The sequence below is a fragment of the Herminiimonas sp. GW821-FHT09C12 genome (assembly GCF_059416385.1).
Genome location: NZ_JBWKPC010000001.1, coordinates 1813764 through 1836903, shown reverse-complemented (window position 1 = coordinate 1836903; position 23140 = coordinate 1813764). Strand labels below are relative to the sequence as shown.

Sequence of the window (23140 nt, the reverse complement as noted above, 5' to 3'; positions counted from 1 at the left end):
AAACCGTCCGCGCCATAAAAAGCCCCGGCAATTTGCATTGGCGGGGCTCGTGTAATCAAGCGCTACTGTGAGCGCCTGTTTCTTTATTACGGCTTAGCTGCTTTGTCTTTCGCATCACCTGGTTTGGCGGCTGCAGCTTTAGCTGTATCGGCTTTTGCCACAACATCCTTTTTCTTCGCTGCAGGTTTGGCTGTATTCGGCTTAGAGACACCACCTACGGTTAAACCGGCTTGCGAGAATTTTTCAGAATTCTTGTCGCCTATGCCTTTAACGCGCGACTGCAGATCAGCCCAGTCTTTAAAATTCCCGCCTTTTTTGCGCTCATCAAGAATCGCCTTCGAAACAGTCGGACCTATGCCCTTGATACCGTCGAGTGCCGCCTGATCTGCCTTATTGACATCCACATCCGCGAACGCAAAGCTCATCGTTGCAAGCACTGCTGCCATAGCTAATAACAATTTCTTTAACATTAAATATCTCCAGTCAGTTTGTGAGAAAGCTAGGAATGGCGATGCTACGCGCCATAATTTATTATTAAATACACAATAAATTAGTTGAAGTATAACAACATTTAAATTTAAATGTCATTTAGATAATTGAATTGCTTTTGGGGGGAGCTACTTGAGAGGCAAGACTTGGAGGGGAATTTGGCTATCTGATTAGTTGTATCGCTAGTAATCAGATAGCCGGAAAATCAGTTCATTACATTCAGTTCTTCGGTACGACGTGGCGGATAGGTTTCCCATTTGCTGCAACCTGGGCACTGCCAATAATATTGACGCGCCTTGAAACCGCAATGGCTGCATTGATAACGCGCCAGTTTTTGCGTATAGCCATGCACCAGATTCTGGACCATGGACAATTCTGAGCGCATCTCCGGCGGCGCATCCATCAAACGCGCTTCCAGTAATTTATCCAGTCCCAGTAAAGTAGGCGTACGGCGCAATTCATCGCTGACCAATTGCGTTGCTGCGTCCACACCTTCCAACTCCAGCACTGCCTTGAATACGACATCGATCAAATCGATAGATGACGCTTCAGCCAGATAGAACTTCAACAGATTAGCGCCTTCCTGCGCGCGCCCTACGGCACGATAACCATCCATCAGGCGCTGTGCTACCAAAGCCACATGCGGCACGCTCTGATGCTCGACACGACGCCAGGTCAGCAATGCTGATTCGATATCGCCCTTGGCCAATTGCGCATCACCCAGCAAGATAGTCGCGCGCACATTTTTACGATCAGCTGCCAGTGCTTTTTCCAGCAAGGCAATCGCTGCATCAGGATGCGTATGGACCAGCTCATCCTGTGCGAGCTCACAATAGAACTGCGCCACTTCCTTCTGACGTCCGCCGGCACCCGACTCCTGCAAGCCTTGCGCTGCTTCGATGGCACGCTCCCATTCTTTTTCACGCTGATAGATTTCCAGCAAGGCACGGCGTGCTTGCGCACTGTATTGCGTATCGATCAGCAGATTGAAAGTCTCTTCTGCGCGGTCAAGCAAGCCCGCGTTTAGATAATCCTGACCCAACTCATATTGCGCATGCACCTTGTGCTCTTGCGGCAAATCAGGACGTGCCAGCAAGTTTTGATGCACGCGTATAGCACGCTCAGTCTCGCCTCGACGACGGAATAAATTACCGAGGGCAAAATGCAATTCGGCAGTTTCCGGATCCAATTTAACGATCTCGATAAAAGCATCAATCGCTTTATCGGGTTGTTCGTTCAACAGGAAATTCAAACCCTTGAAATAGCCGCGCGGCAAGCTGCGCGATTCAGAAACCAATTGTTTGATATCAACGCGCGCAGCAATCCAGCCCAAGGTAAAAAAGGCGGGAATGGCAAGCAACCACCAAGTTTCAAATTCCATGCAATGTTGTGTTGTAGAGAGTAATCAAATGATTAAAAAAGACACGCGACTCAAAGATGAATCACGGCATCCGGTTGTGGCGGCTGTGACTTCGCCAATGCTTGTTCTTGTACTTCTTTTTGTATCACAGCGATCGTCTTCTTATGCTTTGCTAGTTCACGGCGATGGCGGAATAAAGTCGGCATCATCGCCAACACACCCAATGCAGCACCGCCGGCAAAAAAACCAAGCAACAGCAATACTAAGGGCCCACGTATCTCGTAGCCAAGGAAGAACTGTAGAGATACTGGTTCTGTATTCTTTAAGGCGAAACCGAAGAACACAATGAAAAGTACAACCGCAATAATTCTGAGCAAGATTTTCATGGCGTTCATTCCTTTATTGAACAGGTCTAGGCAAAAACACCCGACCAGTTTGACACAGCAATAGATTAACGAAATTGTACGTGAAAAAAAACGGCATCCGAAGATGCCGTCCTTATTTCGTTACAAACAACTCAGTCTTCGATAATCGGTTGCCCGACCATCGCATCCACACGCTCACGCAACTGCTTGCCTGGTTTGAAGTGCGGTACCCGTTTTTCAGGAACCATCACCTTGTCACCCGACTTTGGGTTGCGACCAATACGCGGTGGGCGGCTATTGAGTGCAAAGCTGCCAAAACCACGTATCTCGATGCGCTGTCCGGTTGCCAAGGCATCAGACATTGCATCAAGTATGGTTTTGACCGCGTAATCCGCATCCTTAGCTACCAGTTGTGGATAACGCTCAGCCAAGCGAGCAATGAGCTCCGACTTTGTCATTGACGATTACTTAGTTCTTGCTGTTATCGAGCTTAGCTTTCAGCAATGCGCCGAGGCTGGTCGTACCGGATGCAGCGTTCGAATCCGACGACATTTTTTGCATTGCTTCTTGCGTTTCGACATTGTCTTTAGCTTTGATCGACAACTGGATGCCACGTGCTTTGCGGTCAACGTTGATCACCATAGCTTCAACTGTGTCGCCGACTTTCAAGTGCGTACCAGCATCTTCCACGCGATCGCGGGAGATTTCGGAAGCGCGCAAGTAGCCTTCAACTTCTTCGGACAATTGGATCACTGCGCCTTTAGGCTCAACCGATTTAACGGTACCAGTAACCAACGCGCCTTTGTCGTTCATTGCAGCGAAGTTGTTGAATGGGTCGCCTTCGAGTTGTTTAACGCCGAGGGAAACGCGTTCACGTTCCACGTCGATTGCCAACACGATTGCTTCCAGCTCATCGCCTTTCTTGAAGCGACGAACAGCTTCTTCGCCTGTTTCTGTCCAGGACAAATCCGACAAGTGAACCAGACCGTCGATGTTGCCAGCCAGACCGATGAACACGCCGAAGTCGGTGATCGATTTGATCGCGCCGCGGACTTTGTCACCTTTCTTGTGGGTGACTGCGAAGTCGTCCCATGGATTGGCTTTGCACTGTTTCATGCCGAGGCTGATACGACGACGCTCTTCGTCGATTTCCAGAACCATGACTTCAACTTCATCGCCCAATTGAACGACTTTGTTTGGTGCCACGTTTTTGTTTGTCCAGTCCATTTCGGAAACGTGAACCAGGCCTTCAATGCCTTGTTCAACTTCAACGAACGAGCCGTAGTCGGTCAGGTTAGTGACTTTACCGAACAGACGTGTGCCTTGTGGGTAACGACGTGACAAACCGGTCCAAGGATCGTCGCCCAATTGTTTAACGCCCAGCGATACACGGTTTTTCTCTTGATCGTACTTGAGGACTTTTGCGGTGATTTCTTGGCCGACGGTGAGTACTTCCGAAGGATGACGCACACGACGCCATGCCAGATCGGTGATGTGCAACAGACCATCGATACCGCCCAGATCCACGAACGCGCCATAGTCGGTGATATTTTTAACAACGCCAGTAACGATGGTGCCTTCTTTCAAGGTTTCCATCAGTTTTTGACGCTCTTCGCCCATCGATGCTTCGATGACAGCGCGACGCGACAGCACAACGTTGTTACGTTTGCGATCGAGTTTGATAACTTTGAATTCGAGCGTTTTGCCTTCGAATGGGGTCGTGTCTTTAACAGGACGAGTATCAACCAGCGAACCCGGCAAGAATGCACGGATGCCATTGGTCAAAACGGTCAGGCCGCCTTTGACTTTACCGTTAACGGTACCGACAACGATTTCGCCAGACTCCATCGCTTTTTCGAGCGAGAGCCACGACGCCAGGCGTTTAGCCTTGTCGCGCGACAGGATTGTGTCGCCAAAGCCGTTTTCGAGGGATTCAATAGCGACGGAAATAAAATCGCCAACGTTGACTTCGAGTTCGCCATTGTCGTTTTTGAATTCTTCGATTGGAATAAATGCTTCCGACTTCAAGCCAGCGTTGACGATAACGAAGTTATGGTCGAGGCGGACAACTTCAGCCGAAATCACTTCACCAGAACGCATGTCCTGACGTGACAACGATTCTTCAAAAAGAGCGGCAAAACTTTCCATACCAACAGGTGTATCTTGGATTGAGGTGACAACAGTAGTCATAAGATGATTAATACAAGTTGACCAGAATTCGTGGTTAATCGATTTGCCGTATAAAAAACAAAGCGAACGAATAATGGGTTAGGTTTTTCAACGCCTGCCAGACTTTGCGTCTGGACAGACACCAGGTACTTCTAAAACAAACAGCTTTATTTATTCAGATCTGCATACCAGGCCAGCACCTGATCTACCGCCTGCTGCACGGTTAAATTCGAGGTATCCAGCAAATATGCCCCTTCTGCGGGCTTGAGCGGAGCAACTGCGCGATTTGCATCACGTGCATCCCGCTCGTTCAAATCTTTCAGAAGGTCTTCTATATTAGCAGAAAATCCCTTGTCAATCAATTGCTTATAACGTCTTTCCGCCCGCGCTTCAGCACTGGCGGTCAGGAAGACCTTCAGCTCCGCATCAGGGAAAATCACGGTACCCATATCGCGCCCGTCGGCAATTAGGCCCGGTGTTTCGCGAAAACGCAGTTGCAAGTCAACCAATGCCTTGCGCACAGCCGGCAAAGCGGCAATTTTTGATGCTGTATTACCAACTTCTTCAGCGCGTATCGACATCGTGACATTTTCACGATCAAGGAAGATGTCGCCATCTTTAAAGCCGCAATTGAGGGTTTCCACAGATTTAGCCAAAGCCTGTTCATCATCCAGAGCAATGCCGCGATACAGCGCAGACAAGGCGGTCAGGCGATACAGAGCGCCCGAATCAAGGTAGTGGAAACCCAGTTCAGTCGCGACCAGTTGCGCAACTGTGCCTTTGCCGGAAGCGGTAGGACCGTCAATAGTGATGACCGGAATGGCGGAAGATGGAGTGGATGTCATTTCAGAAGTGTGTCAAAAATACAACCAAGGTGCAGGACCAGAGTCGTTGGGAGAATAAATTCATGGCGAGATGCAGCAATCATCTCGCCACGCATTAAAACAAACTGTCTTCTGCAACCTTGGCAAAGGCATCGAAGTATTCAGGGAAAGTCTTGGCTACACATTGCGGATCGTTGATGCGCACCCTGTTACCGCGGCGTGCGGCACCATCCAGCGTTGCCAGCGAGAAGCACATTGCCATCCGATGATCATCATAAGTATCGATCGCCGCTGCTTGTATCTCTGCCGGCGGTGTTACTTTCAGGTAGTCGTCACCCTCTTCCACTATTGCACCCAACTTGCGCAATTCAGTCGCCATTGCGCTGATGCGATCGGTTTCCTTCACGCGCCAACTGGCAATATTACGCAAAGTACTAGGTCCATCAGCATAGAGGGCGGCAACCGCTATCGTCATTGCGGCATCAGGAATGTGATTGAAGTCGGCATCAATCGCACGCAAGACGCCATTCGATTCGGCTTCTATCCAGTTATCGCCCATGCGTATGGTCGCACCCATTTGCTCCAGCGCTTCGACAAAGCGCACATCGCCTTGGATACTGTTTTTACCCACGCCTTCGACACGCACCGGACCACCGGCAATCGCGCCGGCCGCAAGGAAGTAGGACGCCGATGAAGCATCACCTTCCACATGGATGGTGCCCGGACTCACATAACGCTGCCCTGCTTTAATCGTGAACGACTGCCAGCCATTGCGTTGCACTTCTACGCCAAAGCGCTGGATCAAGTTCAAGGTAATTTCAATATACGGCTTGGAGATCAACTCACCAATCACCGTGATCGTTACATCCTGCTCGCGCGCCATCAAAGGTGCAGCCATTAGCAATGCCGTCAGAAATTGACTGGACACATTTCCACGCACCGACATCTGATGCGCATGAACAAGACTGCGTTGAATATGCAGCGGCGGATAACCCGGCTCACCGGTGTACTCGATATGCGTACCGATGGCATTCAAGGCATCGACCAAATCACCGATAGGACGTTCATGCATACGCGCTACGCCATGCAGTGTGTAATCGCCACCAGTCACAGCCAGTGCTGCCGTCAGCGGACGAATGGCAGTACCCGCATTGCCCATGAAAAGATCAGCCTGATGCACAGGGAAAACGCCGTTCACGCCGTGCACAACATAATCCTGTGACTCGCCGATTTGTTCCCATTTGACGCCCAGCTTTTGCAAAGCCATCAGCATCACATGCGTATCGTCAGAAGCGAGCAAATCCTTGATATGCGTCGTGCCATTCGCCAATGCAGCCAGCAGCAAAGTACGATTGGAAATACTTTTGGAACCAGGCAAACGCACCACGCCTTTTGCGTGCATCGCCGGTTTCAGATCAAGATAATGCGGATAATGTTTCATTCATCGCCATCTGGTTTGGGCTGAGGAGGTTCAGCCATTTCTATGCTGCGCTGCCAATTTTGACGCGCGCGCTGTGCATTCGCAAACATTGCTTGCATCGCCTCGCCATCCTTGGCCGCCAACTGCGCACGGAAGCGCGTCAACTGAGCGATGTATGCGTCCAGCTCATTTAATATTGCATCTTGATTCGACAGACTGATATCACGCCACATTTCTGGCGAAGAACCGGCAATCCGCGTGAAGTCGCGGAAACCACTGGCTGCATATTGGAACAATAAATCGGCATGCGGCTTGTTCGCGATATCGTCCACCAAGGCATAGGCCAGCAAGTGCGGCAAATGACTCACTGCGGCGAACACAGCATCGTGATTTTCTGGCGTCAGTTGATGGATAATCGCGCCGCATTGTTGCCAGGCTCGCGCCACCAATGCGACGTCAGCAGCCGAATTTTCTGCCAAAGGCGTCAACACAACCTTCTTGCCTACATACAGATCGGCAATCGCTGCTTCCGGCCCATTCGCTTCCAGTCCTGCAATCGGATGACCGGGCACAAATTGCGCAATCTTGTCACCAAGTACTGCACGCGCAGTCGCAACAACTTCACCCTTGATGCTACCTGCATCTGTCACGATGGTACCCGCCTGCAAATACGGCTTGATCGACTTCAGGATAGTGGCTGTTTGCGCTACTGGTGCTGCCAGCAATACCAAGTCGGCATCACGCAATGCTTCTTCCACTGAAGTACTGGCGACATCGATAATGCCCAGCTCTTTGGCGCGTTGCAGAGGCGCCGCAGTGCGGCCCACACCCACGATTTTCTCGACCGCGCCCGCTTGGCGCAATGCGCGCGCAAACGATCCGCCGATCAAACCTACTCCAAAGATGACAATTTTTTTAAGCACGAGAGCACAGGAAAACGGTTGATCGGTTCAGCCTAGAAACGAACTGAGATAAGTACTATAAAAATCAGGCCAGGGCTTGTTTCAGAGCTGCGATAAAGATCGCGTTTTCTTCTTCCAGCCCGATGGATATACGCAACCATTGCGGCAAGCCATAATTGCCAACCGGACGCACGATCACACCCTGTTTCAGCAAAGCCAGATTGACGCGTGCACCCGCGCCATCATCATCGCCAACCTTGACCATGACAAAGTTGCCGGAAGATGGCAAATAGCGCAGCTTCAACGCATCGAAAGCCTGCGTCAGCTGGCGATAACCAGCGGCATTCAGTTGCGCGCTTTTTTGTACGAAAGCATGATCATTCAAGGCAGCGATCGCGGCGGCTTGCGCCAGCGAATTCACATTGAAAGGCTGACGTATGCGATTGAGCAAATCGGTAATGCCAGCCTGCGCAATGCCATAACCAATACGCAAACCGGCCAGGCCGTAGACCTTGGACATGGAACGGGAAACCAGCAAGTTCGGATACTGCGCGACCCAGCCGATGGAGTCATATTGCTGTTCCGGCGCGAGGAATTCGGTATAAGCCTCATCCAGTATCACCACCACATCCGGTGGCACGCGCTTGAGGAAAGCTTCAATCTCAGCACCTGGAATAAAAGTGCCGGTTGGATTGTTAGGATTGGCGACAAAAATCAAGCGCGTATCCGCTTCAATCGCATCTGCCATTGCTTCCAAATCGTGGCCAAAATCCTTGGCTGCGATCACCAATGAACGTCCGCCTACAGCTTGCGTCGCCAATGGATAAACCGCAAATGAGTACTGCGCATAGATCACCGATTGCCCTGGCTGCACAAATGCATGTGCGGCCAATTCAAGGATGTCATTGCTGCCGTTGCCCAGCGTAATCCACTCAGCTGGCACACCGTATTTGGCGGTAATCGAGGCTTTTAATGCAAAACCGTTGCCATCCGGATAGCGACCAGCATCGGCTATCGCTACAGCCATCGCCTGCTTGGCAGACTCAGGCATACCGAGAGGATTTTCATTCGAAGCGAGTTTGACGATTTTTGCTTCATCGAGGCCGAATTCACGCGCGACTTCCGCAATCGGGCGACCGCCCTGGTAAGGCGCAATCGCACGAACGTAGTCAGGACCAAACTTAATTGACATAGAAGATTCCAAAATAAATCACGTCTGAGGCAAAGTCGGATACCGCCAGGCAGCGTCCGCAACACATCACAAACTGAATGGATACGAACCCAGCACTTTGAAAAATGCTGCGTTGTCTTTTAATTCTTTCAAGGCGTTTTCAACCTTGGCATCTTGCAGATGACCTTCCACATCGACGTAGAAATAATATTCCCACGTACCCATGCGTGCCGGACGCGATTCGAAACGCGTCATCGACACACCATGCTTGGCCAAAGGTGCGAGCAAGTTATATACAGCACCCGCCTTGTTCGGCACCGACAATACCAATGAAGTTTGGTCTTTACCGCTGGCCGAAGTCTGCAGACGACCAATCACCGCAAAACGCGTGCGATTGTGCGGATCATCCTGGATGTGCGCCTTGATGACTTGCAAATTGTATTTTTGCCCGGCGATCTCGCTCGCGATGGCAGCGATGCTCGGATCTTCACCGGCCAGACGTGCCGCTTCACCATTGGAAGCAACTGCCATGCGTTCGATGTTCGGGTAATTTTGGTTGAGCCAAACCTGACATTGCGCCAGTGCCTGCGAATGCGCACAGATAGTTTTCACGCCAGCCATGGACCCAGTGCGCGTCATCAAGCTGTGATTCACCTGAATCGATACTTCACCGCTGATGGTCAACGTCGTTTGCAACAATAAATCGAGAGTGCGATTGATCACGCCTTCCGACGAATTTTCGATAGGCACGACACCGAAGTCGGCAGTGCCAGCTTCCGTTGCGCGGAATACTTCATCGATGGATGCACATGGCATCGCATCGACTGCGCGACCAAATTGCTGATACACCGCTTGTTCGCTGAAAGTCCCGACTGGACCGAGATAGGCAACCGTCACGCGTTTTTCCAGCGCACGACAAGCCGACATCACTTCACGGAAAACAGTTTGAATATCCGTAGCGAGCAAAGGTCCTGGATTGCGTTCTGCCACGCTGCGCAACACTTGTGCTTCGCGCTCAGGACGGAAGACCGGTGCGTTCGTCTCCGCCTTGACGTGGCCGACTTCCTGCGCGACGCGTGCGCGCCGATTCAGTAAATCGAGAATTTGCGCATCGATCGCATCGATCTGTTCACGCAGTGGTTTGAGCTTGTCGTCGGTCGTCATAGTTATGCAAACAATCTTTTATTTGAATAAAAATCAGCCGTACTTTTTCTCGAAGTCTTTCATGAACGCGACCAGCTTTTGTACGCCTTCAAGTGGCATCGCGTTGTAGATCGACGCACGCATGCCGCCGACTGAACTATGACCTTTGAGTTGCACCAAATCGTTTTGCGCTGCTTCAGCCAGGAATTTTGCATCCAAGGATGCATCATGCAATACAAACGGCACATTCATGCGCGAGCGATTCGCAATCGATACCGAGTTTTTATAGAAATCGGTCGAGTCCAGGTAGTTGTACATCAATGTCGATTTCTCGATATTGATTTTTTCCATCGCTGCAACACCGCCCAAACGACGCAGATTCGCAAAGACCAAACCGGCGATGTAGATCGGATAGGTCGGAGGCGTATTGAACATGGAGTCATGATCAGCCACTTCCTTCCAGTCAAATGCTGATGGGCAAATCGGTAATGCATGACCCAGCATATCTTCACGTGCGATCACGATCGTCAAACCGGCAGGACCAATGTTCTTTTGCGCGCCAGCATAGACCACAGCGTATTTCGAGATATCGATTTCACGCGACAAAATATTGGACGACATATCTGCCACCAAAGGCACATTGCCGACATCCGGTGTGTAGTCGAATTCGACACCACCGATGGTTTCATTCGTGCAGATGTGCACGTAGGCTGCATCAGGTGTCAGCTTCCAGGTATCGCGCGCAGGTACATAGGTAAAGTTCTTGTCTTCCGACGATGCGGCGACATTCACTTTTGCGTACTTGTGCGCTTCGTGAATAGTTTTGGCAGACCAATGACCAGTGTTAACGAAATCGATAGTTGCGGGTTGCGATTTTTTGCCGACCAAGTTCATAGGCACAATCGCATTTTCAGCAATCGCACCACCTTGCATCAACAGAATTTTGTAGTTATCCGGAACTGCCAACAAAGCACGTAAATCGTTCTTGGTTGTTTCCAGGATTTCTGTAAATTCCTTACCGCGATGACTCATTTCCATCACGGACAAACCGCTATCTCTCCAATTCGTCATTTCATCCGCGGCCTGCTGGATTACTTCTTTTGGCAATGCAGCCGGCCCCGGCGAAAAGTTAAACACACGCTTCATTATTCTGCTTCCTCCGCCCCGGATTGATCTTCTTCAATATCTGATTCAAGTATGCGTTGCAGGCCGCTCAGCTTGGTGCCGTCTTCGACAGCAATCAGAGTCACGCCTTGTGTGGCACGACCCATTTCGCGAATTTCTGCAACACGGGTGCGTATCAATACGCCACCGGTCGTGATCAACATGATTTCATCAGCAGCTTCTACCAAGGTCGCGGCTACTACTTTGCCGTTACGTTCGCTAGTCTGGATCGCAATCATGCCTTTGGTACCACGACCATGACGCGTGTATTCAGTAATCGGCGTACGTTTACCGTAACCGTTTTCAGTCGCTGTCAGGACGGACTGTTGCTCGTTTTCTGCAACCAGCAAGGCGATGACCTGTTGGCCTTCTTCCAGATTCATGCCGCGTACGCCACGTGCCGTACGGCCCATAGGACGCACATCGTTTTCGTCAAAGCGCACTGCCTTGCCGGAATCGGAGAACAGCATGACATCGTGCTTGCCATCGGTCAGTGCCGCACCGATCAGGAAATCGCCATCATCCAGATCAACCGCGATGATGCCGGCCTTGCGTGGATTGCTGAAATCGCTCAGTGGTGTTTTCTTCACGGTACCGAGACTGGTTGCCATGAAGATGTAGTGATCTTCAGGGAAAGTACGGTTCTCGCCGGAGATCGGCAAGATCACGGTGATTTTTTCGCCGTCCTGCAACGGGAACATATTGACGATAGGCTTGCCGCGCGAGTTGCGCGAGCCTTGCGGCACTTCCCATACTTTCAACCAGTACAAACGACCACGATTGCTGAAGCAAAGGATGTAGTCATGTGTATTGGCGATGAACAGTTGATCGATCCAGTCGTCTTCCTTAGTGGCCATCGCTTGCTTGCCGCGACCGCCACGTTTTTGCGCACGGTATTCAGAAATCGGCTGCGATTTCATGTAACCGGTATGCGACAAGGTCACGACCATATCCTGCGGCGTGATCAGATCTTCGGTACCGAGATCAGTTGCGTTCAGCTCGATGGTCGAACGACGTTCATCTTTATTGCCAATGCCGTATTCGTTCTTCGCTACTGTCAGTTCATCAGTGATGATGACGGTAACACGCTCAGGCTTCGCCAAAATATCCAGCAAATCGGCGATTTGCGACATCACTTCTTTGTATTCATTGACGATCTTGTCTTGTTCCAGACCGGTCAGGCGTTGCAGACGCATCTGCAAAATTTCCTGCGCTTGATCGTCAGACAGTTTGTACAAACCATCAGGCTGAATACCGTAATGCTTAGGCAGGTTTTCCGGACGGAAGGCATTAACACCGCCTACGCCTTCTTCGCCAGTACGCGCCAACATTTCACGCACAACGGACGAATCCCAGGCACGCGACATCAAATCAACTTTAGCTACTGGCGGCGTAGGTGCAGCCTTGATGATTGCAATGAAATCATCAATATTGGCCAATGCAACTGCCAAGCCTTCCAGTACGTGACCGCGCTCACGTGCCTTGCGCAATTCAAATACCGTACGACGCGTAACAACTTCACGACGATGCGACAGGAAGCATTCAAGCATCTGCTTCAGGTTCAGCAACTTAGGCTGACCATCGACTAACGCGACCATATTCATACCGAAGGTATCTTGCAACTGAGTCTGTTTGTACAGATTGTTCAGTACAACTTCCGGTACTTCATTACGCTTCAACTCGATCACTACGCGCATACCCGATTTATCGGATTCGTCGCGAATGTCGGAAATACCGTCCAGCTTCTTGTCGCGCACCAGTTCTGCGATACGTTCCAGCAGCGACTTCTTGTTTACCTGATACGGCAACTCGTCGACGATGATGGCGGCGCGGTTTTCCTTGCCGAATTCTTCGAAGTGAGTCTTCGCACGCATCACCACGCGACCGCGACCGGTGCGATAACCGTCGCGCACGCCGGAGACACCATAAATGATGCCGCCCGTAGGGAAATCTGGCGCCGGGATAATTTCGATCAGCTCATCGACCGTCGCATCTGCATTACGCAAGACATGCAAAGCGCCATCAATGACTTCAGTAATATTGTGCGGCGGGATATTCGTCGCCATACCAACCGCGATACCGGACGAGCCATTGATCAGCAGGTTAGGAATACGTGTCGGCAGTACCGACGGTTCTTTTTCCTTGCCGTCATAGTTAGGTACGAAATCGACGGTTTCCTTGTCCAGATCGGCCAGCAGCTCACCAGCGATCTTGTCCAGGCGGCACTCGGTGTAACGCATCGCCGCAGCATTATCGCCGTCGATGGAACCGAAGTTACCTTGACCATCAACCAACATGTAACGCAGCGAAAATGGTTGAGCCATACGCACCAGTGTGTCGTAAATCGACGCGTCACCGTGCGGGTGGTATTTACCCATGGTCTCACCGACCACACGTGCGCATTTTACGAACGGGCGATTCCACACATTGTTCATCTCATGCATGGCAAACAACACCCGGCGATGCACCGGCTTCAAGCCGTCGCGCACATCGGGCAATGCGCGGCCTACGATTACGCTCATTGCGTAATCGAGGTAACTCTTGCGCATCTCTTCTTCGAGTGAAATAGGGATTGTTTCTTTAGCGAATTGATCCATTGGCGGTTCGTCTGGTCTTTGGCTAGGGGTTTTGAATGAAGAATCGCTTGAGCAAACGGGCGATCCGGCAAATCGTAAGATTTTAACACGGCAGCGCCCTCTCTTCCCCGCTTTCGGCAATCGGAGGAGCTTTCGCCGCGGCGGCCATTGCAGCCACGTAGTGTGAAGAAAATATGTTTAAATGCTGACTGTCAAAAATATGCCTCTTTTTCAGCCCTCATCCATTAACAAGAGAAAAACATGATCAACAAAGTGGTCCTTGGCTTGCTGCTTGGCGCTTCCTCATCCTACGTCGCCGCGCAAACCGATATTCAGGTCCCAGCAAACAATGCATACACACAAGATAGCCGCGGCGTAGTCACACGCAGCGCCTTTGGCCTGTGCTGGCGCTCAGGCGCATGGACACCGGGCGATGCGGTCGCAGGCTGCGACGGCGCGCTGGCGTCACCGATCCCGAATCCAACCGCGCCGGAGGTTGCCAGCCATCTGGACGGCAAAGTAGCGCCAGCGGCTATTGCAGCCAATTCTTGCAATTTCACTATCGTGCTGGAAAGCGACCAAACCTTCGGTCTGAATCAGACTATATTAAATAGAGCGGCCAAAACCCGCATCGATCAAGATGTCTTGCCAAAACTGACTGCATGTAATGGCGCCAGCGGCATGACGATTACCGGATACACGGATTTGCTGGGCAATGCACGCTCCAACCAGGTTTTATCGGAAAAACGCGCTGCCGCAGTCGCCACCTATCTAAAGAAAAAGGGCGTAACGGTCAATATGAAGGTCGCCGGCGTCGGTGCGAACCAGCCTATCAAGGAGTGCGACAGCAAATTGAAACGCACCAAACTAGTTGCATGCTTGGCACCAAATCGGCGCGTTTTAATTGAAATGCACAACTTGCCGAAATAAAAGAGTGCTTTTTATTAAAGATTTCTCAAAAACATGAACGTTTTTGATGTTCAAAGGTCAATGTTTTGCCAGGGGAAATATTTCTTAGCAAGTCGTTGTTTATACACAACGCTTTGAACAAAACGTTAATTAGTCGATTTGGCAATCGTTCGCTGGACGCATCGGCTGTGGCAAAATGGAGGCAAGTTAGACTATTGCATGTGAACAATTTTGTTTCATGTGGTCGTTGAAGCGCGTGTTAATATCCATTTCCGATGTCATTCACGTAATTTGCGCAGGTTAATCTGCGGATATCTCACTCGAGAGGAGAAAGAAATATGAATAAATTAGCAAAACTCGTCTTCGCTGCATCCGCGGTCGTTGCGTTCTCTGCACAAGCTCAAACAGACATCAAAGCAAGCACACCAAACAGCGCTTACGCTCAAGCCACTAACGGTACGATCGTTCGCAACTCGACCGGTCTGTGCTGGCACACTGGCTACTGGACTCCAGCAGCTTCAGTTGCCGGTTGCGATGGCGCATTGGTCGCAGCAGCTCCAGCAGCTCCAGCAGGTCCTGCTGTTGTTGCACCAGTTCCAACTTCGGAAAAAGTCACATTTGCAGCTGATGCATTCTTTGACTTTGACAAAGCAGTTTTGAAACCAGAAGGCAAAGCTAAGCTTGACGATCTGGCTTCCAAACTCAACGATTTGAACCTGGAAGTTATCATTGCTGTTGGTCATACCGATTCGATCGGTTCCGATGCATACAACCAAAAACTGTCGATCCGTCGCGCAGAAGCTGTTAAAGGCTACTTGGTTGGCAAAGGTGTTGATTCGAAACGTATCTACACCGAAGGCAAAGGCAAAAAACAACCAGTCGCTACAAACAAAACAGCAGCTGGTCGCGCACAAAACCGTCGCGTAGAAATCGAAGTTGTTGGTACACGTAAATAATTCGTTTTTTACGAATCCAAAACCCCGCTACGGCGGGGTTTTTTTTCGTGCATAAAACAAGCCGCTCTACACGTAGCAACGCAACAAATACACTCAACGCACTTTCCAGTTATCATCTAACCCATGAACGCCGACCCATTAGAACTGAAAAAATTTAGCGACCTGGCCCATCAATGGTGGGATCCAACATCAGAATTTCGCCCGCTCCATGAAATCAATCCATTGCGTCTTGAATGGATCAATGGTCGTGCACCTATCAGCGGCAAAACTGTCGTCGATATCGGTTGCGGTGGCGGCATCCTTGCTGAGTCGATGGCAAAAAAAGGCGCGAACGTCACTGGCATCGATTTGTCCGAAAAGGCACTGAAGGTCGCCGATTTGCACAGTCTGGAATCAGGCGTGCAAGTACGCTACGAATTGATCGCAGCCGAAGATTTGGCAGAACGAGAAGCCGGTCGCTATGATGTTGTCACCTGCATGGAAATGCTGGAACACGTCCCTGATCCTGCCTCGATCGTCGCAGCCTGTGCAAAGCTCGCAAAACCAGGTGGCAAGATATTTTTCTCGACTATCAATCGCAATCCAAAAGCATATATACACGCCATCATTGGTGCAGAATATTTATTGCGCATGCTGCCCAAAGGTACGCATGACTACGCCAAGTTCATCACACCAGCTGAATTGTCGCGCTTTGCCCGCGAAGCTGGTCTGAGCATTGATGCGCTCAAGGGCATGGGCTTCAATCCACTCACGAAGATTTATTCTCTTCATCAGGACACCAGCGTCAATTATCTGGTCGCGTGTACAAAACCAGCCTGATTAAATCTCAGCGCTTTTCATCGGTTTCAATTATGACAAAGCGCTTGCTCTCATCCTTCTGCATATTGATTGAGTCCGCATGAAATTACGCACACCACAAGCCATCTTGTTCGACCTCGATGGCACGCTTGCAGATACCGCACCTGATTTGGCTGGTGCAGTCAATCAATTGCGCATTGCACGCGGACTGGAACCGACTGATTATGAATTGTTACGTCCCACCGCTTCGGCAGGTGCACGCGGATTGATAGGTGCAGCATTCGGACTGACACCGCAAGATGCTGAGTACCCGGAACTGCGCGATGCTTTCCTAAAAAACTACGAAGAATCGATCGCGGTCGAAAGCCGCTTGTTCGATGGCATCACTGAACTGCTTGCCAACTTGCAAGCACAAGGCATCGTCTGGGGTATCGTCACCAATAAAGTTTCCTACCTTACTGACAGCCTGGTGCCACAAATCGGCCTTGACCATGCTGCCTGCGTTATCTCAGGTGATACCGCGAGCCATCCCAAACCACACCCTGCTCCGCTGTTCGAAGCCGCCAAACGTATCGGCATCGATCCGGAGCATTGCTGGTATGTCGGCGACGATTTGCGTGACATTCAAGCAGGCCAGGCAGCCGGCATGACCACTATCGCCGCCGGTTGGGGCTACTGCGGCAACATTGCACCGGCCAGCTGGAATGCAGATGCTTTAGCGGAGTCTCCACAGCAATTGTTTACGCTGATTAGCCAGTAAAAACAAATTTCCAGTTTCAAGGAGAGCCGCTAAATTCCAGCTCACTTGAATCTCGGATGAATCACCCCATCTAATGAGATACAATGGCAATGCTTGGGGGCGACCTGGTTTCGACAGGGGTTGCAAAGCAGCGCAGGGCATACCGAGGGCTGGTCACCTCGTAAATACAACCGGAAAAGTAATAACTGCAAACGATAACTCGTACGCACTAGCCGCTTAATAACCGGTTAGCTTCACACCGTTTCTTCCTTGGGGCGGGCTGGCAACAGCAGTGAAGTCATATACAAGGAATCGCGTCGTGCCGGGTCACTTGGCAAGGCGTTAAATAATAGGTGACTCGCCTGTCCGAAGCGTGCGCGTCCGCGTCGTCTGGGTTAAATCAAATGGCAGCGCTAAGTATGTAGAACTGTCTGTAGAGTGCTTCTGGACGCGGGTTCGATTCCCGCCGCCTCCACCACGAATACGCCAAACCGTTGATCCGTCAACGGTTTTGTCGTTTCTGGGCCTTGCATCACCGCCGTTACCCATCAACTTTGCAAATAGCTGCGCAAAGTATCACCTTCATATTCAAGACGGAATTGCCCGCGTCTTTGCAATTCCGGCACGACCAGATCAACGAAATCATCGAAGCCATCTGGTAAATGCGCTGGCGTAATGACAAAGCCATCAGCACCTTGCTGCGCAATGATGTTGCCCATCCAATCGGCGATATCGGAAGCAGTTCCAACTATCTGCGGCACCAGCACACCACGCGCATACAAACGACCGATATCTGCCAGCGTCAATTTCTGCTCTTTCGATAATTCTTTGACCAAACTGAACAAACCCTGCATGCCGGCGACTTGCAAGTCTTCGATAGGTGCATCCAGCGGATACGCTGAGAAATCAACATTCATGTGGCTGGACAAGGTCGATAAGCCGACCAGAGGATTATCAACCAACGCATTATGCTGCGCGCGTTTTTCTTCCGCTTCCGCCAACGTATTGCCGACGAAGGGCATCATCGCGGTGAGCACCTTGATATCAGTTGGTGCGCGACCAAACTTCGCGACGCGTCCTTTCAAGTCTTGATAGAAGCGTTGCATGCGCGTCAGGTCTGGTTGAATGCCGAATACCACCTCAGCCCAACGCGCAGCGAAGTCTTGTCCGCGATGTGATGAACCAGCCTGAATAATGACGGGGCCTCCTTGCGGTGACGCAGGAATATTCAACGGACCTTGCACATTGAAATGTCTGCCTTGATGCGCAATCGCATTGACTTGATTAGCATCTGCATACAGCCCTTTACTCGCATCCAATTGCAAGGCGTCGGGTGCCCAGCTATCCCATAACTTATGTGCGACTTCGAGGAATTCATCGGCACGATCGTAGCGTTCATCATGCCCAAGGGTTTCGCGTAAGCCGAAATTATCAGCCTCTCCCTGATTGACTGAAGTCACGACATTCCACGCGGCACGTCCGGAAGACAAATGATCCAAGGTCGAAAACTCACGCGCCAGACTATACGGTTGAGAATAAGTAGTGGAACGTGTCGCGCCCAAACCGATATGCGATGTAACTGCTGCCAGCGCTCCAAGTACCGGCAAAGGATCGAGTCGCGTCGCATCCTGGTCGCCATGCGTTACGCCATAGCGATGATCACCACCGTAGCGCGTCGATACTGCAAGTCGATCTGCGAAGAACAGTAAATCGAATTTACCGCGTTCCAACGTTTGTGCAATGCGCGCGTAATAGTCGAGTTTGAGAAAACCGCCCGGCTGACTATGCGGGTGACGCCATAGCACCTGGCTATGCGCGGCATTGCCGGCAATCAGGAAAGCGGCAAGATGAATCTGCATGGGAGTTTCCAGAAAATGGAATGAATAAATCGAATGTGATGTACGAAAGATGCGGGAGATATTGGCCTTACTTCATCCGCAGCTTGGCGAACGAAGCAAGGCCTCATCTACGACCGTATTACAGCAAGACTTCGCCGTATACCTTGTCTTTTACCTGCACCGGATTTTTGATCAAATTCAATTTGTAGAAAGCTTCAACGATCTGCTGTTGTTCCTGAATGATGCCTGCATCGATCGGCACGGTCGTGTAATTACGACGTTCGGTTGCAAGTCGCAGAACCTTCACATCAACACCCAGTTGTGGCGCCAATAGTTCGGCAGTTTCCTGCGGATGCGCCTGGGTCCAAGTGTTGGTTTTCTTCAGCTCGGCGAACAAGGTGCGAATGATATTTTTGTTTTGATCGACAAACTTTGGATTAGCCAAATGGAAAGTGCGATTGTTCGACAATCCGCTGCCGTCGCGCAAGATACGAGGATTGCTCGTGATTTGTTGACCTGCCAGGAAAGGATCCCATAAGGCCGCGGCATCAACATTACCTGACTGGAAGGCGGCGCGTACATCAGCAGCATTGGTGACGTATGCGGGAACGATGTCGTTATAAGTCAGGCCAACTTCTTCCAGTGCACGCACCAGTAGATACTGCACATTCCAGCCGCGTCCCAATGCAATCTTCTTGCCTTTCAATTCCTTGATGGAACGGATAGGTGAATCTTGCGAAGTGAAGATGGCGATACCTTTTGGATAAGGCTGTTCAGCCGCAAGATAAACTGCATTCACGCCAGCCGCATTGGCAAAAGCCGACGGTGTATCCGCCGCATGACCGAAATCAATCGCATCAACGTTCAAGGCTTCGGTCAATTGTGGGCCGGCAGCAAACTCGAACCACTTTACTTTCCATCCCAAAGGCTGCAAGGCTTTTTCCAGATTGCCGGTACCCTTCAGAATATTCAGCGTATTGAATTTCTGATAGCCGATGCGCAAAGTGCGGTCTTCAGCAGCCACGCTCAAAGAAGTTGTACCCGCTAGTGCAGCTGCCGCCATGCCTTGTAAAACCAAGCGTCGTTTGTTTGATGTCGTTACCATTTACTGATCTGCCTTGTATCCACGTTGAAGTGAATAAGCTTAAGTAGATCAGCAAGATAAGAGAACGAATCGTTTCAAGAATGTTTAAATGTTTTCCGCATAAGAAAATTCAAGCGCGAATATTTACCCACCTTCTGCAGCCAGTCCTATATCGCTCGAAAACTTGTTTGAAAATCCATGTGCGCTAGATGTCCAGGCCACCAATAAACCAGCAGTTGCCAATGCCAACACAGCCCATGCGAGCGCACCCGCACCTGTTGTCTCCAGCAAAATGCCACCGACAATGCCACCAATCGCGATGGCACTATTCCACACTGTGACGAGTATCGACTGCGCCACATCCGCACCAGCACCAGCCGCTTCTGCCGATGCAGTTTGCAGCAAAGTAGGTGCGCCGCCGAAAGTTAATCCCCAGATTGCCACCGCGAGATAAACCATCATGGGCTGAGTACCAGCGATAGCCAACACCAACGCAACCGCAGCAAAGCCAGCCAAACTAAGCAATACCAGCAAGCGCAACATACGATCTACCAACAAGCCGCTCAGCGCCAAACCGACTAGTGATGCCACGCCAAAAACCAGCAGCACTAAATCGATACGATTAGACAGACCGGCCGGTGCGAGGAAGGGCATCATATAAGTGAAGAGAATGTTGTGCGCCAACACCCACAGTGCAAGCACCGCCAACACCGGACGCACACCAGGCGTCAAGAAAACCTTGCGTATAGGCGCGCGCTTTTCTGCCGCTTGTCCCGGATAGTCAGGCACTTTGAAAAAGACCCAGGCGAGCACCACCAGCGCAAGCAAGGACATCGCGCCAAACGCACTGCGCCAACCCAAAGTAGCTGCCAGCAGCGCTCCCAAAGGCACACCCAAGGACAATGCCAAAGGCACGCCCAATCCAGCCACCGCCAAGGCACGTCCTTTAAGATGATCCGGCACCATGCGCCGCGCATAACCAGCCAGCATGCCCCAGATCAAACCGACGCCCATCCCTGCCAGAAAACGTGCGACCAAAGCGACCGCATAACTGGACGTCAGCGCTGTCAGCGTATTGAAGACCAGCACAGCAATCAATGCCGCCATCAATAACGGGCGCCGACGCCAACCTATCGTTGCAGCCGTCAGTGGTACCGCCGCGACCAATGCACCCATGGCATATAAAGTCACAAACTGACCCGCGAGTGCTTCCGAGACATTCATCCCTGCACTGATCTGCAACAGCATGCCGGCCGGAAGTATCTCCGTCACCAGCGCCAGAAAACCTGTCATCGCCAAAGCTAGCAATGCGGCCAGTGGCAATCGCTCGCTGCTATTGATTGCGGTGGCATTCGTAGTCGTCATTTCTATTTCCTATCATCTGTCTGCGCGCATCGAGTGGTGCGCTGAGTCTGGGCCACAGTGTGAGGGGAAATGGATAAATGAAAAATAGGCTACAGTTCCAAATACTTATGACTCTAGTGTCATTAATAGGAATGAATCATGGACAATTTAAGTTCGCTGAACGTCTTCGTTCACGCAGGGGAAGCACGTAGTTTTACCGCCGCCGGACAACAACTGGGCATCTCGGCATCGGCCGTCAGCAAGGCCATCGTGCGTCTGGAAGAAAGATTGGGCGTACGCCTATTTCATCGCTCTACCCGCGCCATCAATCTGACGCCGGAAGGTGCCTTATTTCTGGAACGTTGTCGCCGCATTCTGTGCGAGGTGGAAGCAGCCGAAGCAGAACTCTTGCAAACGCAAAGTGCACCACAAGGCAAGCTGCGCATCAGCATGCCATCACTCAGCGTGAAGTTCATGTCCGGGCTGGCCAAGTTCCAGTCGCGCTATCCCGATGTTGCGCTGGACATAGATTGCTCAGATCGTTTAGTGGATGTGATTGAAGAAGGTTTCGATGCAGTGATCCGCACTGGCAAACCAAGTGACTCACGCTTGATGGCCCGACCTCTCGGTTCCTATCGCCGCATCATCGTCGGTTCACCAGACTATTTCGAACGTTGTGGACGTCCGCTGCAACCGGAAGAATTGAGCCACCATGCTTGCCTGCTCTATCGTTTTCCCAGCACTGGCAAGCTGGATGTTTGGTCTTTGAGCAGAAACGGCGAACCACTCGTGATTGATCTATCCGCCAGCATGATGACAAATTCGCTGAACCCACAAGTCTGCTTTGCCGAACAAGGCATAGGCCTCGCTTGCGTGCCGGATCTGACCGTGCAACGCCAACTAGATGAAGGCAAACTCATCAGCGTACTGGACGAGTACAACCAGGAGCGCACGCCTTTGAACATCCTCTGGCCATCCAGTCGGCACTTATCACCCAAGCTCCGAGTATTCGTGGATTTCGTTGCCGAAAATCTGACCTTGCCTTGAGTCTGACGTACTCACTAAATAATCAGTCCTACATTGAAGACAAGCAGATAACCGTAACGATATTCAGATCAAAGCAAAGCGCCTCGCCACACCAAGCGTCCGACAATTTCTAAATGCTCTCGATCAATCTCAAATTCCCGATGCGATGGATTGTCGCAAAGCGTGCGAATTTTTCCACCCGGCTCCAATTGCAAACGTCTGACCAATAAATTGCCAGCATCCTGGATGACATAGATTCTGTCATCCAAAATATCCGTCGCATGAATATCGATTAACACAACATCCCCATCACTGATTGTTGGGGACATGCTATCTCCGCGTATCTGCATGGCTGCAAGTGCTTTGCTATCCAGGCCATGACTACCCAACCAATGACGACAGAAGGCTTGTGAGGTTAGCGTCGTCTTGCGCGTCGCGACGACCTCATCCTGCGGCGACTCATTGCTGCCGAGGAAAGGTAGCAACATCAATGAACTGGGGCGCGCGACGCCGCCACCTTTTTCCATTGTTCCTTCACCGGTCGCCAGCCAGTGCAGGCTGACATCGGCCGCCTCTGCCAACGCTATCAATACCTTGCGCGAAGGATCGCCGCCGGCGAGATAGCGGCTCAAGCCGCTGTTGGAAATATCAGCCTTCTTCGCTAGGGCACTGGCATTGCCGGCCCGGGTGCAAATCAATTTAAGTCTTTCTATGAAGTCATCCGGTTTAGCTGGCGGGGTGATTGCTGGTGTTTCGGTGGGTTTTTCTTCTTTCTCGAGATTGAGCATAGCGTTCTATTTTCCGTTTAGAGATAAGCATATGAGAAATCGCTGGTTCCAAATTGCGCTAATGTGCAAATACAA

The 23140-nt window shown here is 51.0% G+C and carries 21 protein-coding genes and 1 other RNA gene; 6 read left to right on the top strand and 16 right to left on the bottom strand.

Annotated elements, in window-relative coordinates:
* Positions 1–86: 86 nt before the first annotated feature.
* From AC07N2_RS08700 to gyrA, 12 genes are all read right to left on the bottom strand, one after another.
* Positions 87–470 carry a ComEA family DNA-binding protein gene (locus AC07N2_RS08700; protein WP_494777876.1) on the bottom strand — a complete coding sequence of 128 codons (384 nt, stop codon included), beginning with the start codon at positions 468–470 and terminating at the stop codon, positions 87–89.
* A 224-nt stretch (positions 471–694) separates the two neighbouring features.
* The gene (gene lapB / locus AC07N2_RS08695; RefSeq protein ID WP_494777875.1) at positions 695–1870 is read right to left on the bottom strand and encodes a lipopolysaccharide assembly protein LapB; all 1176 of its coding nucleotides are present in this window, start codon (positions 1868–1870) and stop codon (positions 695–697) included.
* 50 nt (positions 1871–1920) lie between these two features.
* The gene (locus tag AC07N2_RS08690; protein ID WP_494777874.1) at positions 1921–2235 is read right to left on the bottom strand and encodes a LapA family protein; all 315 of its coding nucleotides are present in this window, start codon (positions 2233–2235) and stop codon (positions 1921–1923) included.
* Between the two features lie 131 nt (positions 2236–2366).
* The gene (locus AC07N2_RS08685) at positions 2367–2672 is read right to left on the bottom strand and encodes an integration host factor subunit beta (protein WP_011871954.1); all 306 of its coding nucleotides are present in this window, start codon (positions 2670–2672) and stop codon (positions 2367–2369) included.
* 10 nt (positions 2673–2682) lie between these two features.
* Positions 2683–4362 carry a 30S ribosomal protein S1 gene (rpsA, locus tag AC07N2_RS08680; protein WP_076593557.1) on the bottom strand — a complete coding sequence of 560 codons (1680 nt, stop codon included), beginning with the start codon at positions 4360–4362 and terminating at the stop codon, positions 2683–2685.
* Between the two features lie 188 nt (positions 4363–4550).
* Positions 4551–5228, bottom strand: a complete 678-nt coding sequence (gene cmk / locus AC07N2_RS08675; protein WP_494777873.1) for a (d)CMP kinase — start codon at positions 5226–5228, stop codon at positions 4551–4553.
* A 94-nt stretch (positions 5229–5322) separates the two neighbouring features.
* Complete coding sequence (aroA, locus tag AC07N2_RS08670; RefSeq protein WP_494777872.1) at positions 5323–6648, bottom strand: 3-phosphoshikimate 1-carboxyvinyltransferase; 1326 nt, start codon at positions 6646–6648, stop codon at positions 5323–5325.
* Positions 6645–7550, bottom strand: a complete 906-nt coding sequence (locus AC07N2_RS08665) for a prephenate dehydrogenase (protein ID WP_494777871.1) — start codon at positions 7548–7550, stop codon at positions 6645–6647. Before AC07N2_RS08665 ends, aroA begins: the two co-directional genes overlap by 4 nt.
* Before the next feature lie 64 nt (positions 7551–7614).
* Complete coding sequence (hisC, locus tag AC07N2_RS08660) at positions 7615–8721, bottom strand: histidinol-phosphate transaminase (RefSeq protein WP_494777870.1); 1107 nt, start codon at positions 8719–8721, stop codon at positions 7615–7617.
* 66 nt (positions 8722–8787) lie between these two features.
* Positions 8788–9864 (bottom strand): prephenate dehydratase, encoded by a 1077-nt coding sequence (pheA, locus tag AC07N2_RS08655; protein WP_494777869.1) that lies wholly within the window; start codon positions 9862–9864, stop codon positions 8788–8790.
* A 33-nt stretch (positions 9865–9897) separates the two neighbouring features.
* Positions 9898–10989, bottom strand: a complete 1092-nt coding sequence (serC, locus tag AC07N2_RS08650) for a 3-phosphoserine/phosphohydroxythreonine transaminase (RefSeq protein WP_076593551.1) — start codon at positions 10987–10989, stop codon at positions 9898–9900.
* Positions 10989–13604 carry a DNA gyrase subunit A gene (gyrA, locus tag AC07N2_RS08645; RefSeq protein ID WP_494777868.1) on the bottom strand — a complete coding sequence of 872 codons (2616 nt, stop codon included), beginning with the start codon at positions 13602–13604 and terminating at the stop codon, positions 10989–10991. The genes serC and gyrA overlap by 1 nt, the downstream gene beginning before the upstream one ends.
* Before the next feature lie 240 nt (positions 13605–13844).
* On the opposite strand from gyrA, the gene AC07N2_RS08640 reads away from it, so the two are divergent.
* The 5 genes from AC07N2_RS08640 (at position 13845) to ssrA (ending at position 17463) form a co-directional block, all read left to right on the top strand.
* Positions 13845–14513 (top strand): OmpA family protein, encoded by a 669-nt coding sequence (locus AC07N2_RS08640; protein WP_494777867.1) that lies wholly within the window; start codon positions 13845–13847, stop codon positions 14511–14513.
* 317 nt (positions 14514–14830) lie between these two features.
* Positions 14831–15448 carry an outer membrane protein OmpA gene (ompA, locus tag AC07N2_RS08635; RefSeq protein WP_494777866.1) on the top strand — a complete coding sequence of 206 codons (618 nt, stop codon included), beginning with the start codon at positions 14831–14833 and terminating at the stop codon, positions 15446–15448.
* A gap of 123 nt (positions 15449–15571) precedes the next feature.
* Positions 15572–16267, top strand: coding sequence for a bifunctional 2-polyprenyl-6-hydroxyphenol methylase/3-demethylubiquinol 3-O-methyltransferase UbiG (ubiG, locus tag AC07N2_RS08630; RefSeq protein ID WP_076593547.1), 696 nt, complete (start codon positions 15572–15574; stop codon positions 16265–16267).
* Between the two features lie 79 nt (positions 16268–16346).
* Positions 16347–17006, top strand: coding sequence for an HAD family hydrolase (locus AC07N2_RS08625; protein WP_076593546.1), 660 nt, complete (start codon positions 16347–16349; stop codon positions 17004–17006).
* A gap of 95 nt (positions 17007–17101) precedes the next feature.
* Positions 17102–17463: a transfer-messenger RNA gene (ssrA, locus tag AC07N2_RS08620) on the top strand.
* Between the two features lie 70 nt (positions 17464–17533).
* Here the strand turns inward: ssrA and AC07N2_RS08615 are convergent.
* The 3 genes from AC07N2_RS08615 to AC07N2_RS08605 form a co-directional block, all read right to left on the bottom strand.
* Complete coding sequence (locus AC07N2_RS08615; protein ID WP_494777865.1) at positions 17534–18844, bottom strand: LLM class flavin-dependent oxidoreductase; 1311 nt, start codon at positions 18842–18844, stop codon at positions 17534–17536.
* Between the two features lie 118 nt (positions 18845–18962).
* On the bottom strand, positions 18963–19928 hold the full coding sequence (locus AC07N2_RS08610) for a sulfonate ABC transporter substrate-binding protein (protein ID WP_494777864.1): 966 nt from the start codon (positions 19926–19928) through the stop codon (positions 18963–18965).
* 123 nt (positions 19929–20051) lie between these two features.
* Positions 20052–21272 carry an MFS transporter gene (locus AC07N2_RS08605; protein WP_494777863.1) on the bottom strand — a complete coding sequence of 407 codons (1221 nt, stop codon included), beginning with the start codon at positions 21270–21272 and terminating at the stop codon, positions 20052–20054.
* 138 nt (positions 21273–21410) lie between these two features.
* On the opposite strand from AC07N2_RS08605, the gene AC07N2_RS08600 reads away from it, so the two are divergent.
* Positions 21411–22298 carry a LysR family transcriptional regulator gene (locus AC07N2_RS08600; RefSeq protein WP_494777862.1) on the top strand — a complete coding sequence of 296 codons (888 nt, stop codon included), beginning with the start codon at positions 21411–21413 and terminating at the stop codon, positions 22296–22298.
* A gap of 68 nt (positions 22299–22366) precedes the next feature.
* On the opposite strand, the gene AC07N2_RS08595 is transcribed toward AC07N2_RS08600, so the two are convergent.
* Entirely contained in the window at positions 22367–23065 is a 699-nt protein-coding gene (locus AC07N2_RS08595; RefSeq protein ID WP_494777861.1) for an XRE family transcriptional regulator, read from the bottom strand.
* Positions 23066–23140 lie beyond the last annotated feature (75 nt).

Bases quoted from the DNA above. Each gene is read 5' to 3' on its own strand.
- AC07N2_RS08700 (WP_494777876.1), bottom strand. From the start codon at position 470: ATGTTAAAGAAATTGTTATTAGCTATGGCAGCAGTGCTTGCAACGATG.
- lapB (WP_494777875.1), bottom strand. From the start codon at position 1,870: ATGGAATTTGAAACTTGGTGGTTGCTTGCCATTCCCGCCTTTTTTACC.
- AC07N2_RS08690 (WP_494777874.1), bottom strand. From the start codon at position 2,235: ATGAAAATCTTGCTCAGAATTATTGCGGTTGTACTTTTCATTGTGTTC.
- AC07N2_RS08685 (WP_011871954.1), bottom strand. From the start codon at position 2,672: ATGACAAAGTCGGAGCTCATTGCTCGCTTGGCTGAGCGTTATCCACAA.
- rpsA (WP_076593557.1), bottom strand. From the start codon at position 4,362: ATGGAAAGTTTTGCCGCTCTTTTTGAAGAATCGTTGTCACGTCAGGAC.
- cmk (WP_494777873.1), bottom strand. From the start codon at position 5,228: ATGACATCCACTCCATCTTCCGCCATTCCGGTCATCACTATTGACGGT.
- aroA (WP_494777872.1), bottom strand. From the start codon at position 6,648: ATGAAACATTATCCGCATTATCTTGATCTGAAACCGGCGATGCACGCA.
- hisC (WP_494777870.1), bottom strand. From the start codon at position 8,721: ATGTCAATTAAGTTTGGTCCTGACTACGTTCGTGCGATTGCGCCTTAC.
- pheA (WP_494777869.1), bottom strand. From the start codon at position 9,864: ATGACGACCGACGACAAGCTCAAACCACTGCGTGAACAGATCGATGCG.
- serC (WP_076593551.1), bottom strand. From the start codon at position 10,989: ATGAAGCGTGTGTTTAACTTTTCGCCGGGGCCGGCTGCATTGCCAAAA.
- gyrA (WP_494777868.1), bottom strand. From the start codon at position 13,604: ATGGATCAATTCGCTAAAGAAACAATCCCTATTTCACTCGAAGAAGAG.
- AC07N2_RS08640 (WP_494777867.1), top strand. From the start codon at position 13,845: ATGATCAACAAAGTGGTCCTTGGCTTGCTGCTTGGCGCTTCCTCATCC.
- ompA (WP_494777866.1), top strand. From the start codon at position 14,831: ATGAATAAATTAGCAAAACTCGTCTTCGCTGCATCCGCGGTCGTTGCG.
- ubiG (WP_076593547.1), top strand. From the start codon at position 15,572: ATGAACGCCGACCCATTAGAACTGAAAAAATTTAGCGACCTGGCCCAT.
- AC07N2_RS08625 (WP_076593546.1), top strand. From the start codon at position 16,347: ATGAAATTACGCACACCACAAGCCATCTTGTTCGACCTCGATGGCACG.
- AC07N2_RS08615 (WP_494777865.1), bottom strand. From the start codon at position 18,844: ATGCAGATTCATCTTGCCGCTTTCCTGATTGCCGGCAATGCCGCGCAT.
- AC07N2_RS08610 (WP_494777864.1), bottom strand. From the start codon at position 19,928: ATGGTAACGACATCAAACAAACGACGCTTGGTTTTACAAGGCATGGCG.
- AC07N2_RS08605 (WP_494777863.1), bottom strand. From the start codon at position 21,272: ATGACGACTACGAATGCCACCGCAATCAATAGCAGCGAGCGATTGCCA.
- AC07N2_RS08600 (WP_494777862.1), top strand. From the start codon at position 21,411: ATGGACAATTTAAGTTCGCTGAACGTCTTCGTTCACGCAGGGGAAGCA.
- AC07N2_RS08595 (WP_494777861.1), bottom strand. From the start codon at position 23,065: ATGCTCAATCTCGAGAAAGAAGAAAAACCCACCGAAACACCAGCAATC.